Annotated in this window: 12 protein-coding genes and 1 pseudogene; 4 read left to right on the top strand and 9 right to left on the bottom strand. The window is 44.9% G+C overall.

Annotation, left to right across the window (positions count from 1 at the left end; genetic code table 11):
* Positions 1–5: 5 nt before the first annotated feature.
* Together HUO09_RS08290 and HUO09_RS08285 are read right to left on the bottom strand one after the other, a co-directional pair.
* A complete protein-coding gene (locus HUO09_RS08290; protein WP_188233629.1) occupies positions 6–551 on the bottom strand; it encodes a hypothetical protein in 546 nt (181 codons plus the stop codon).
* Entirely contained in the window at positions 548–1285 is a 738-nt protein-coding gene (locus tag HUO09_RS08285; RefSeq protein ID WP_223159346.1) for an SURF1 family protein, read from the bottom strand. The genes HUO09_RS08290 and HUO09_RS08285 overlap by 4 nt, the downstream gene beginning before the upstream one ends.
* Between HUO09_RS08285 and HUO09_RS08280 the strand changes: the two genes are divergently transcribed.
* Positions 1284–1508: a DUF2909 domain-containing protein gene (locus tag HUO09_RS08280; RefSeq protein WP_042481210.1), complete on the top strand. Its 225-nt coding sequence runs from the start codon at positions 1284–1286 to the stop codon at positions 1506–1508. The two genes, HUO09_RS08285 and HUO09_RS08280, sit on opposite strands and share 2 nt — an antisense overlap.
* A gap of 16 nt (positions 1509–1524) precedes the next feature.
* Here HUO09_RS08280 and HUO09_RS08275 read toward each other — a convergent pair whose 3' ends face one another.
* The 4 genes from HUO09_RS08275 to coxB are packed head-to-tail and all read right to left on the bottom strand — an operon-like array spanning position 1525 to position 5855.
* Entirely contained in the window at positions 1525–2409 is an 885-nt protein-coding gene (locus HUO09_RS08275; protein ID WP_167413362.1) for a cytochrome c oxidase subunit 3, read from the bottom strand.
* Positions 2406–3017 carry a cytochrome c oxidase assembly protein gene (locus HUO09_RS08270; RefSeq protein WP_167413361.1) on the bottom strand — a complete coding sequence of 204 codons (612 nt, stop codon included), beginning with the start codon at positions 3015–3017 and terminating at the stop codon, positions 2406–2408. The genes HUO09_RS08275 and HUO09_RS08270 overlap by 4 nt, the downstream gene beginning before the upstream one ends.
* A gap of 22 nt (positions 3018–3039) precedes the next feature.
* Positions 3040–4644, bottom strand: coding sequence for a cytochrome c oxidase subunit I (gene ctaD / locus HUO09_RS08265; protein ID WP_223159345.1), 1605 nt, complete (start codon positions 4642–4644; stop codon positions 3040–3042).
* Between the two features lie 32 nt (positions 4645–4676).
* A complete protein-coding gene (coxB, locus tag HUO09_RS08260; protein ID WP_223159344.1) occupies positions 4677–5855 on the bottom strand; it encodes a cytochrome c oxidase subunit II in 1179 nt (392 codons plus the stop codon).
* Between the two features lie 344 nt (positions 5856–6199).
* Here coxB and HUO09_RS08255 point away from each other — a divergent pair, with 344 nt between their 5' ends.
* On the top strand, positions 6200–7906 hold the full coding sequence (locus tag HUO09_RS08255) for a phospho-sugar mutase (RefSeq protein WP_188233626.1): 1707 nt from the start codon (positions 6200–6202) through the stop codon (positions 7904–7906).
* 77 nt (positions 7907–7983) lie between these two features.
* Here HUO09_RS08255 and HUO09_RS08250 read toward each other — a convergent pair whose 3' ends face one another.
* Positions 7984–8460 carry an N-acetyltransferase gene (locus tag HUO09_RS08250; RefSeq protein WP_188233788.1) on the bottom strand — a complete coding sequence of 159 codons (477 nt, stop codon included), beginning with the start codon at positions 8458–8460 and terminating at the stop codon, positions 7984–7986.
* Between the two features lie 282 nt (positions 8461–8742).
* On the opposite strand from HUO09_RS08250, the pseudogene HUO09_RS22590 reads away from it, so the two are divergent.
* Positions 8743–9516, top strand: a pseudogene (locus HUO09_RS22590) (PAS domain-containing protein); the annotation flags it as partial.
* 12 nt (positions 9517–9528) lie between these two features.
* Positions 9529–10056, top strand: coding sequence for a methyl-accepting chemotaxis protein (locus tag HUO09_RS22585; protein WP_262926942.1), 528 nt, complete (start codon positions 9529–9531; stop codon positions 10054–10056).
* Between the two features lie 233 nt (positions 10057–10289).
* On the opposite strand, the gene HUO09_RS08240 is transcribed toward HUO09_RS22585, so the two are convergent.
* Both HUO09_RS08240 and HUO09_RS08235 read right to left on the bottom strand, forming a co-directional pair.
* Positions 10290–10490, bottom strand: a complete 201-nt coding sequence (locus tag HUO09_RS08240; RefSeq protein ID WP_167413356.1) for a restriction endonuclease subunit S — start codon at positions 10488–10490, stop codon at positions 10290–10292.
* A gap of 73 nt (positions 10491–10563) precedes the next feature.
* The gene (locus tag HUO09_RS08235) at positions 10564–12480 is read right to left on the bottom strand and encodes a methyl-accepting chemotaxis protein (RefSeq protein ID WP_188233625.1); all 1917 of its coding nucleotides are present in this window, start codon (positions 12478–12480) and stop codon (positions 10564–10566) included.
* Between the last annotated feature and the right edge of the window lie 247 nt (positions 12481–12727).

The raw sequence follows: 12727 nt of genomic DNA, 5'->3' as shown, positions 1-12727 counted from the left end.
CCACCTCACCCGACGCGAGAGAGTTTGAGTAACTTACGTAAATCCGCCAGCACACTTTTACTTTGCATAACCAGTTGCGAAGGATCCGTTTTGGGGTAATGCATAACGAGTTGACCAAGCGGATCGACAATCACAATTTCAGAGCTCTCAATAGCCGCCATGAAAGCCTGATTGACCGCCAGTTTCTCAACGGAGATGTGCTCAACACTTTGGATGTCACTTTCAGGTTCAATCAGTAATACCGGCTCCACTCTGCCCTGCTCTTTACCCAATGCAGTATGGCTTTGCATCAACATATAGATGTGCTGCTGGCACTGCTCATCACACTGTTTAGGAACCACATACCCTACGCGCCAGAGCTTATTCTGCGTTGAAGTCACTAAGCCTAAAGAGTTCAGAGTAATTCTTGGTTCAATCAACACACCCTTGTTGGTCACACCTGACTGATACCAGTGATTGCTTAAGACCGTCTTTGCCACTACGGCAGGAAGCGCAAAGAAAAGCACTATCGCTAATAACATCAAACGCCCTTTGGTCTTCGAATTCATCATGGCCTCCTTGCTTTAAAAGCTCTGACACAGATAAGAAAAACAATGATTAACAACACGGCTGCCATGGCGAACCACTGAACGGCATAACCAAAATGCTTTTCTGCACTGAGAGGAAACGGAACCCACGGCTGCGCGTATGGCCAGTTCTTTTCCTGTGGTTGAAACAGAGCTGGCAAAATGGGTTCTCCAAACCACTGAGAAAGCTGCTCAATGTTGATGTTCTGAATACGGTGCGGTGTCTGGTTTTCGATGCTTAGTTCCGAACTCAGTGGATTGTGGGATTTTTGGTACAGACGTCCGACTAACTCTTGAGGCTCAATAAGCCAGTTAACCTCAGGCAAGATGCGTCTATCGTTGGTTGCGGCAACAAAGCCTCTTTCAATCAACATCCAATGCCCGTTTCGCTCTTTTGCCAGTTGGTAAGCCAGATAGCCTACTTTTCCGTGATAGGTTTGGTTGTCGAGCAGAAACGTCATGTTGCTGACTGGTGAGAAAGAAACTCGCACCTTCAAACCCGTCAAATCGGAGACTGGATACCTTTCTAATGCCATGCCCAATGAGATGGGTTCCATCTGCTGACGAAGTAGCAACTCCTGCTCAAGCGCCTGTTTTTCTTCGCCACGCGACAATTGCCAAAAACCCAATTTGACCAATAACAGAAACACAACCACAGTTAAAACAACACCTAAGATTACTTTCTTAGACAACACTCGACTCTTTAGAGGATCAGACATGCTGCCACTTGTTGTAAAAATCATTTTGGTTCTGTTTCTGCTGTTCATCATATTCAACCTTGCTCGCGCCTTAATTCAGATGGTTAGAGAACCCAATGATGACGATGAGCGCCCGATGAGCTATTACCTTGGACGACGTCTTATATTTTCAGCTTTCGTCGTTATCTTGCTCATTTTTGCTCTCCTCAGCGGCTGGCTTCACCCCAACCACACACCTTATTAAAGCGTTAACTCCTTTCTTATAAGACATAAACAAAGACAAACAGACACAACCACACCACATCAACAAAGTGCCAATACCAGCTACCCGCTTGGAACGCGAAGTGATCTTTGGGGGTGAAGTGGTCTTTGGCGATGCGCGCCAGCAGCACAATTAAAAACAGTGTGCCGAGACAAACATGTAAGCCGTGAAACCCCGTGAGCATGAAGAAGGTGTTGCCATACACGCCGGATTGCAGGGTCAATCCCATTTCATGATAAGCGTGGGCATATTCCACCCCTTGGAAATACAAGAAAAATCCAGCAAGAACGATAGTAATCTCAAGCCACACAATCAGCGCCATACGGTGATTTTTCTCTAAACTGAGGTGGGCCATGTGTAAGGTAATCGAAGACATCAACAGGATAACGGTATTTTTAAGAGGGATACCCTGCCAAGGCATGGCTTGCACTGTCTCCCCTGCTGGCGTAGTAATCAGTGGCCATATCGCTTCAAAGCCCGGCCACAACAATTCGTTGGTCATAGCATTGTTGCTGGCTCCCCCTAACCAAGGGACAGCCACCATTCGCGCATAGAACAGAGCACCAAAAAATGCACCAAAGAACATCACTTCCGAGAAGATAAACCAGCTCATTCCCTGACGAAATGAACGAGCGATTTGTTTGGAATAGAGTCCTGCCAACGATTCGCCAATTACATTACTAAACCATCCTGCCAACATGCTGAGTAGAACAACAAAACCGATGATCAAAATGGCTTTGCCAAAGACACTTCCTGCACCGCCAGTACCAACATGTTGCACTGTCAAACCTGCCCCCACCGCGACCAAAAACAAGGCTATTGCGCCGATAATCGGCCAACGGCTTTGAGCCGGAACATAGTAAGAATCGTGTTTAGTACTCATAGATTTGCTCCTTGCGTTGGTGCGCCGTTCACGTGAGCACTTTGGCTTGTTTTGACCAGTTGAGGCTGTGCTTTTTCCGTTATGTTGTACAAGGTATAGGAGAGCGTCAGGGTATGAATGGAGTCTGGGATATCAGGTTCGATATAAAAAATCAGCGGCATCTCAGCATCAGCCTTGGCCGACAATGGCTGCTGATGAAAACAGAAACACTCAATTTTATTGAAGTAACTGGCTCCTTGCCCCGGAGATATAGATGGAACGGCTTGACCAACGATTTCATCACTCGAAAAGTTGTTAGCCAGAAACGCTGTCTGTATTACCTGCCCAGGATGCACGTCCATGTGCGAAACTTTAGGTTCAAATTTCCAAGGCATACCGTTACTGACATGTGCCATAAACTGAACGCGAATTGTTCGAGATTCGTCTACCACCATAGTTGTCGGCTGAACTGCCGCCACTTCGTTAGTTTTGCCGTTAATGCCTAACGTTTTACACATCACGTCGTACAACGGCACCAGTGCAAAACCAAACCCGAACATCAACACAGTACCAATGGTGAGTTTGACTATCAGTTGACGGTTCTTGCTTTTAAGGGATTCGTTTTCCATTTCACGCTCCTAATCCACCCTACTATTCCACTTTGGGTGGTGTAGAAAATGTGTGGTGCGGCGCAGGGCTTGGAACCGTCCATTCCAGTCCTTCAGCTCGTTCCCAAGGTTTAGCGGGAGCAGGTTTTCCTCCCCGCACGCACTTGATCACAACCCACAAAAAGACCAACTGCGATAAACCAAAGGCAAAGCCACCAATCGAAACAATCTGGTTCACATCGGCGAACTGAATTGCGTAGTCAGGAATACGTCTTGGCATTCCCGCCAAACCCAAGAAGTGCATCGGAAAAAACAGCACATTGACAGAGATAACAGAACACCAGAAATGCCATAGACTGAGGCGCTCATCGTACATATGCCCCGTCCATTTTGGCAGCCAGTAATAGGCCGCCGCCATAATCGAGAACACGGCACCAGAAACCAGAACATAGTGGAAATGCGCCACCACAAAGTAGGTGTCGTGATACTGGAAATCCGCAGGCACAATGGCCAGCATCAGCCCAGAAAATCCACCGATGGTAAACAGCACAATAAAGGCAATCGCGAACAACATCGGGGTTTCAAAAGTAAGCGATCCTCGCCACATGGTCGCAACCCAGTTGAATACTTTTACCCCTGTAGGTACGGCGATCAGCATGGTGCAATACATAAAGAACAACTCGGCAAACACCGGCATACCTGTGGTAAACATGTGGTGCGCCCAAACCAAAAATGAAAGCAAGGCGATACTGCTGGTTGCGTAAACCATGGAGTGATAACCGAACAGTTTCTTCCCACTAAACGCAGGCACGATGGCAGAGATAATGCCGAAGGAAGGCAAAATCATGATGTACACTTCAGGGTGGCCGAAGAACCAAAAAATATGCTGGAACATCACAGGGTCGCCACCGCCTGCCGCATCAAAGAAGCTGGTGCCGAAGTACTTGTCTGTCAACACCATGGTTACTGCACCAGCTAAAACTGGCATAACGGCAATCAAAAGGAATGCTGTAATCAGCCACGTCCAGACGAACAACGGTAGCTTAAACCATGTCATACCCGGCGCTCGCATGTTGACTATGGTCACAATGACGTTAATCGCGCCCATAATCGAGCTGATCCCCATGATGTGAACGGAGAACACAAACAAAGCAGTACTGTCAGGGCCGTAGGTTGTCGAGAGTGGCGCGTAGAATGTCCAACCAAAGTTAGGACCACCGCCTTCAGTAAACAGCGATGCAAGAAGGATTAAAAAAGCAAACGGCAAAATCCAGAAGCTGAGGTTGTTCATCCTTGGCAAAGCCATATCTGGCGCACCAATCATTAAAGGCACCATCCAGTTTGCAAGCCCCGTAAACGCTGGCATTACCGCACCGAACACCATAATCAAACCGTGAACCGTGGTCATTTGGTTAAAGAACTCGGGCTCGACGAGCTGTAACCCCGGTTGGAACAACTCCGCGCGAATGACCATCGCCATCGCGCCACCAATCAAAAACATGGTGAAGCTGAACCAAAGATACAAGGTTCCGATATCTTTATGGTTGGTTGAATAGATCCATCTTGCTAGACCTTTTGGCGCATGATGTTCATGCTCGTCATGATCAATAGAGCCGGTATCTGGATTCGAGATATCAGCGTCCGCCATTGGAGCCGATTTTTCCTTGTGAATCATTGTCCTTATCCTCCATTGCTCGATTGACCAGAAGTTTCAGCGCCTTGCGACTTAAACGCATTAATATCGGAAGCTTGAACCGCATCGCCGGTGTCGTTGCCCCAAGCGTTACGTTGATAACTGATCACCGCAGCCAGTTCTTGGTCACTTAACTGGTTACCAAAGGCTTGCATTGCCGTTCCCGAACGTCCATTGACGACCGTTGCAATGTGTTGATTGACATCCCCTGTTGCCACTGGGCTACCTTTAATGGCAGGAAACGCTCCCGGTATGCCTAAACCTGTCGGCTGATGGCAGACAGAACAGCGATCCATGTAAATTTTCTCGCCCATAGCCATAAGCTCATCCAACGACATTGAACTTTGCAGTGCTTTTTTCGCTTCCTGTCTGGCAGCGGCAATTTCGGCTTTTTTATCCGCAAGCCATTGATCGTATTTCTCTGGCTCCATCGCCTGAACCACAATTGGCATAAAGCCATGAGCTCGACCACACAGCTCAGCACATTGACCACGATAAACGCCCGGTTCATCAATGCGTGTCCACGCTTCATTGATATAGCCCGGAATGGTATCTTTTTTGACGGCAAAGGCCGGAACCCACCAAGAGTGGATCACATCGTCAGAGGTCAGCAAAAAGCGTACTTTACGTTGTGTCGGCAGAACCAAAGGCTGATCCACTTCAAGCAGATAGTGAGCACCTTTGGTTTCTTCGCCCTGAATTTGCTTTTGTGACGTCGCCAAAAGACTGAAAAATTCCACGTCTTGTTCAAAATAGCTGTAATGCCACTTCCATTGTGAACCAGTGATTTTGATAGTAAGGTCAGATTGAGAAGTATCTTCCATCGCAACTAAGGTTTTCGTTGCGGGAATCGCCATAGCGACCAAGATGATGATTGGGATAATCGTCCAAATAATTTCGACTTTGGTACTTTCGTGAAAATGAGCGGCCACCGCTCCCTTCGATTTTCGGTGCTTGAAAATGGCATAGAACATGGCACCAAAGACCACGAGAGCTATCGCTACACAAATATAGAAAATAAGCATGTGCAGCTCATACACCTTACCACTGATTTCGGTAACGCCCGGTGTCATGTTTAATGCTCGTTCTGCAGAAAAAACCTGTGGCGAAAAGCTGATTAACAGCCCAACCATTGGCAGCCACAGGTCGGTTACAAATCTTCTCAAGAGCTCTCTCCTCTGCTTAGCTGTACTTCAACACATGGAACGTGAATCGACACAAACAGCAAATTTGACTCAATTGTTACATTTGTTAATTTTTTGTTATTTCAAATATTAAGTAAAGGCTAGTTAGGGTTTCAGATTTGTTCAAGAAATTATCAAAACAGTTTGATGAAAGTGGGTTATCAAAAACTGTCCTAGAATAGTTTTGAAACTCATGAAGATATTTGAAATGACGGTATAGCTCCGTCGACTTGAGGTTTAATGCAAGTTTTAGCGATTGCGTACTCATAAATGAGAATAGATATCAATTATTCTGCGTAATCAAATTAATACATAAGGTGGCAATCATGATGGAAAAAGTCACACAATGGTTATCAGCAGACCCTGATCCTAAAACTCGGGAAGAGCTGCAATATCTGATTGACCATAAACAATATGAAGAGTTAGAAGACCGCTTTAAATGCCGACTTGAATTCGGTACGGCAGGTCTGCGCGGAAAAGTAGGTTGTGGTCCAAACCGAATGAACCGTTTGGTGATTCAACAAACCGCTTTAGGTCTTGGTGAATACCTAGTGAAACACGTCGACAATGCTAAGCAACGCGGTGTGGTGATCGGCTATGACGGCCGTACAGATTCCAAATCTTTTGCGCATGACACAGCCGCTGTTTTGACAGCTTTAGGTATTAAAGTTTACTTAACCCATAAAGTGGCTGCCACGCCAATTGTGGCATTTGGTGTAAAACACTTTAACGCGGCAGCGGCAGTTGTTGTAACAGCGAGCCACAATCCGCCTGAGTACAACGGATTTAAAGTCTACTGGGAAAACGGTGCTCAAATCATTCCACCGCACGATTCTGGTATCGCACAAGAGATTGATATTGCAGCTACTCACGTTATCCCACTCATGCCCCATTCCGAAGCTGAGCGTCAAGGTCTGCTGGTTTGGTTACGTGACGATTATTACCAAACTTACCGTGCAGCGATTAACAACAATCCTCTGCTTGCTCATCATACTGACCCAAGCAGCATTTCTATTGCTTACACCGCAATGCATGGTGTCGGCGCGAACATGGCGGAAGATCTTCTCCATGATGCTGGCTTTAAAAAAGTGATGAGCGTAAAAGCACAACGCGAACCAGACGGCACTTTCCCAACCGTTAACTTCCCTAACCCAGAAGAAGCGGGCGCAATGGACATGGTGATTGAGCTCGCTGACTCAATCTCAGCAGAACTGGCTTGCGCAAACGATCCTGATGCTGACCGCTTCGCTGTTGCTGTACGCAAACCCGATGGACGTTATCAGATGCTCACGGGTGACCAAGTAGGCACACTCTTCGGCCATTATTTACTTAGCAAAACCGATGCAAAAACGCAGCTAGTTGGGAATACCATTGTCTCTTCCAGCCTGTTAAGCAAAGTCGCCAAAGCGCATGGTGCGAAGTACTACCAAACACTGACTGGCTTTAAATGGCTTACTAACATTGCAATGCAAGAGCAAAGCGATGAACACCAGTTCCTGTTTGCTTATGAAGAGGCGCTTGGCTACACAGTAGGTAATACAGTTTGGGACAAAGATGGTTTATCCGCTTTGGTCGCTTTTGCACAACTCACCGCAGAACTATATAGCCAAGGCAAAACCATTTGGGACCAACTGGAAGCAATTTACCGCGAGCATGGTATGTATATTAATGCTCAGCGCAGTATTGCTCTTGACCCGGATTATCCGCCTGTGGGTGAGTTGCTTCGAGCTGACCCACCGAAAAAAATTGCAGGTAAGAAAATCTTAGTAACCGAGGATTTAAAACACTCTGTTCGCACAGACAGCAATGGAAAAACGCAGACAATCAACCTGCCTAGCAGTGATGTACTGATCTACCACTTGGAAGGTGGCTCACGCGTTATTGTTCGACCTTCAGGTACAGAGCCGAAACTCAAATGCTATTACGAAGTGATTGGCAGCTTCGCTAAAAATGAAAGTTTCGAAAGTGCTCTGGAAAGAGCAGAAGAACAGATGTCACTTCTCATCAGTGAGCATCAGAACAGCTTGAAATAACTGCGGTAATACTCCTTAATCAAGAGACGAAGACGAGCTCGTTTTTGTCTCTTTTCATTTAGCTCACCCAATAACATCTAGATATTTTTGCCAACGTTTCGAGCAATCATCAACACTTCATCTGCTGAATACAAATTCGAAATGATACTTTCTACTTCAGCGCCCAATGTCTTTTTGTATAACTGTTGAGCGTAATTGTCCGCTCTTGTAGTGACCAATATATGCTTGAGTACCGAATTTTTCTTTGCCAACTGCTGCTTAACCAAAGGCAAGGATTGCAAAATGAGTGTTTTGGCAACGCCTTGACCCTGATATTCGGGGAACACGGCCAGTTGCTCTAGCTCCAATACTGCTTCGGGTCTAAAACCGCTTTTCTGAACCCAAATAATGTAGCCAGCAATCTTGGACTCTGGTTGTTCATCAAACTTGGTAACATAGATCAAATATCGTGGAAACGCTCTTAAATTGCATTGCAACCATTCAAATGAATGCCCCTGTCTTGTAAAAGTGGATTGATGAACCAATGCCGCTGCAGGTAAATCTCTTTCTTGCATCAAGCGAATAATCAATTTTGTCTCCTGTTGTCATGTGAACGACGTCACCACACCTTTAAAAACGGTATATCTTTCTTCAATCAAAACCTGAATGAAACCCAGTGATTTTAAACTTATGAGTGAGAAACACATAAGACCAGTAAATCCAAAATTAACTTTGACAGACTCAGGTATTAGACAAAATAATAATACTTGATAATAAGAATAATGATTATTTGCCTAGAGAATCTCTAGGTAACTCCCCCCACTAGAGATCGGCGCTTAAACACAGCTAAGGTTACTATGTTTTTTAATAAGTCACTTCAACAAGAAAACCAAAAACTAAAAGAAAATCTCTATTCGCTTGAGCAAGTTCGGGAAAGCCTCGATGAAGATATGTTGAGATTAACGCTTGATCCTCAAGGAAACATTCTTTCTGTTAACGCCAACTTTGAACAAGAACTGGGTATCAAGTCTTCGACGGTTTCAGGCAGTCATCTAACAACTTTAGTTCCGGAAAAAGCGAAGCAGTCAACACACTTCAAGGCATTAAAAAGTGCGTTAGATGGGAAAAAGCATTGGAATGGAGCATTTCAAATTGCCAAAGCGAACCGCCAAGAGGCGTGGCTGCGTATCATTTTGCAACCAATCTTTGACACGCAAAGAAATTTGCTCCGATTCGCTGTCTACGCGACGGAATTGACACGAACAATATCCACATCTCGTGAGCATGAAGACATGCTCAAAGCGATAAACCGTTCAATGGCAGTAATTGAGTTTTCTATTGATGGCAACGTTTTGCGTGCAAATGAAAACTTCCTGAAAACAATGGGATACAGCAACGAACAACTTGTTGGTAAACACCATCGAATATTCTGTGAAGATACAGAGGTAAACTCAAAAGAATACGCAGATTTTTGGAAAAAACTCGGACGTGGACAGTTCGTTTCAGATCGTTTCAAACGTATAGATAGTTATGGTCACGTTGTTTGGCTAGAAGCCTCTTACAACCCGATTCATGATGACTCCGGACAACTTTATAAAGTGGTGAAATTTGCCACGGTGATCACCGAACAAGTTCATCAGGAGATGGCTGCGCAGGAAGCTGCTCAAATCGCTTTCAAGGTATCTGAAGAAACGGGGCAGCAGACAATACAAGGGCAAGAGATGATTACCAATATCATCGCTAAGATGGATAATTTGGTGCAACAAATGAAGCAGGCAAGCAAAGATATTGAAGCACTGAATGAGCACTCTAAAAATATTAGCGATTTGGTTGGCAACATTAGCGGTATCGCTGATCAAACTAACCTGTTGGCTCTCAATGCAGCAATTGAAGCAGCTCGCGCAGGAGAGCAAGGCCGCGGATTTGCCGTAGTGGCAGATGAAGTCCGACAGCTTGCTTCAAGAACCAATACCACGACAGAAGAAATTGTCACTGTCGTGGATGAAAATATGAACCTGACCGCAAAAGCGGTTGAACTGATTAATGCATGCCAATCTCAAGCTGGTGAGGCTCTGGACCTATCAACCCAAGCAGGACAAGTGATAGAACAAGTAGAACAAGGCGCTATTCGTGTTGTTGACGCGGTTCGTCAGTTTAATCAGCAGCTTTAACATTTGTTGGTAAGCAACGCCATTGTGTCCGCATAAAAATGGCTCTTATGAGCCATTTTTTGTTTATTGTTCCATACAACGAGCAAGCTGTTTGTCAACTTCGTAATAACAGAAATTCAATAACGTCAAGGGGCACTCTGCATCCCCCTAAAAGCAAAAGGTCTAGCATTTCGCTAGACCTTTTTATTGGAATTTTTACCCATCCATCAATGTGGAATGGTGAGGAAGCAAGTTTAGTGAATAGGTGCTTCGTTTTTCGCGTTAAATTTACCGAAGTGCTGCTCCAGAATTTCTGGAGTTAGCTTACCTTCCGCTTCTAAACGCTTAAGTTCTGCGACTATCGCCTTCTGCTCTTCAATACTTGGTAATGAAACCTCTGGTTCGTTACCTGCTTCTTGAGTCATCTGCTCTAGTTCTTTTTCAAAATCGCTCATTCTTCTTACCTAAACTTCAAAGTTCTAAATATCAAATACTGGGGAGAAGTTTACCCAACTCCCCAGCAGGATACTAGAGCTTAAAGCTACCAACCATTTTATCTAGTCGTGCAGATAGCTCACGAAGCTCTTGGCTGGCGCCAGCAAGCTCCTCCGCAGTACCCGTTGTGATCTCATTGATAGCGTTAATTTCTTCAATGTTCATGTTGATAGTATGAACCACGGTTGACTGCTCTTCTGTTGCCGTTGCCACTTGAGTATTTCGGTCTGAAATATCGTGAATACGCTCAGAAATACCGATCAGTACTTGAACCGCTTCATCAGAAGAAGAGACACCTTCTAGTGTCACCGACTTACCGGCTTCCATCGCAGAAACGGCATCTTTAGCGTCACTCTGAAGCTGGTTAATCATTTTCTGAATTTCTTCTGTCGATGCAGCAGTACGACTTGCCAGATTACGAACTTCATCGGCAACAACCGCAAAGCCTCTACCCTGCTCACCAGCACGCGCCGCTTCTATAGCTGCGTTTAAGGCTAGTAAGTTAGTTTGGTCAGAAATGTCGCGGATAACATCCAATATAGAGCCGATATTTTGAGTGGTTGACGCCAACTGGCTAACCACCTGACCGATGTTTTCAATGTCATTTGCTAAACGAGCAATTGCATCTTTCGCCTGATTCACCACCGTACGACCCACTTCCGTATTCGACGTCGCTTGGTTCGCAGTTTCCGCTGCTGTTGCTGCGTTTGAAGCGATTTCGCTAATGGTGGCGCCCATTTGGTTAATGGCCGTTACCACCTGAATAGTTTGGTCACGTTGCTGTTGGCTGTTGTCATGTGTGGTATGCGCTTTGGTTGATACCGTTTCTGCCGCTTCTTGCAGAGAATGACTGGTTGACGCAACTTCTTTCATCGACTGATGGATCTTCTCGATAAATCCGTTAAAGCCCGAAGAAAGCTGAGCAATTTCATCGTTACCTTCAATCTCAATTCGCTGCGAAAGGTCACCATCACCTTTACCCAAATCGGTAAAGCGAATAGCAATTTGACGAATTGGGTTTGCAATACTGCTCGCCAAAATCAAGCCCATTGCGATAAAGATAGCTGCAACAATAATAGTGGTAATCAACATACGTTGAGCAACATCGTTTAAGTCAGCAAACACTTCATTAACTGGCACAGTACCAACAACAAACCAGTCCATAGACTTCACGTAGTAACTTGCCACAAATACATCAACGCCATCGTGTTGGGCAGTAATCAGGTTAAAGTCTGATTTGTTCAGCAACTTATTCGTTTCAGCACCGAACAACTGGTTCAGGTTAGACTTGGCTTTCGACTTTTCACGGTGAATTTGTACTTCACCTTTCGCGTCGGTAAGGAACACGTAACCCGTTTTCTCAATTTTATAACCATTGAGCAGTTTCACCATGTCATCCATCGACTTAGACAAGCCAGACATCATATCGCCGTTTACATCTTGGTAGTTGGCAAACATCTTCACTTCGCCTGTCGGTTCCTGAAACATGCTCACCATGGTTGAATGACCAGAATTCAAAAAACCATAAAACCAGCCGTCTTGCTGCTTGTTCAGCTCACGAAGAAAACCATTTTGGTTCCAGTAATAAGCAGTTTTACGGTTCGCCACAGACGCATCATTCAGCTTGAACTGAGTGCGGATGTTGTTTAATTGCTTAACCAACATAGCTTCATCACCAGAATCGATACTCTTGGTGGCGATCGCTTTCTTAATAAATTCACTGTGAGTGATCTGTTCCGCAGCCAACAATAAATGCGTTACTTCGCTATTGATCGAGCTACTGATCTGTTTCAACATCGATGGCAGTTCTATATCCACCAGTCGGTGCTCTAGTACATCTCTTGCCTGACGTTGTGCCATTACCCCGACAATAATTGTTGAGGCTAATACCGCAAAGGTAATACCTGCGACGACCTTTGCCTTAATACTGACATTACTAAATTTGAGCATCAATTCTTTACCTATTTTGGCGATTTGTTTTAACGAACGTTATATCGACTTTAAAGCATAATTCTTTATGGTGAAACGGCAATTAATTCATCAAATTTATCATTCAAATAAACAGAATGTTGATACATGGATTTATTTCTTTGAAAAGGTTTAGAAAAGTTGAAACAGACTCCATGTATTGAATATCAAGCAACATCTTACAATTCACCCGTTTGGTCAATATTTATCCAAACAAACGAATATCTTG

Origin of the sequence: Vibrio sp. Y2-5 (assembly GCF_014596725.1) — a bacterium.
Classification (GTDB): domain Bacteria; phylum Pseudomonadota; class Gammaproteobacteria; order Enterobacterales; family Vibrionaceae; genus Vibrio.
This window is presented reverse-complemented; position numbering and strand designations above follow the sequence as displayed.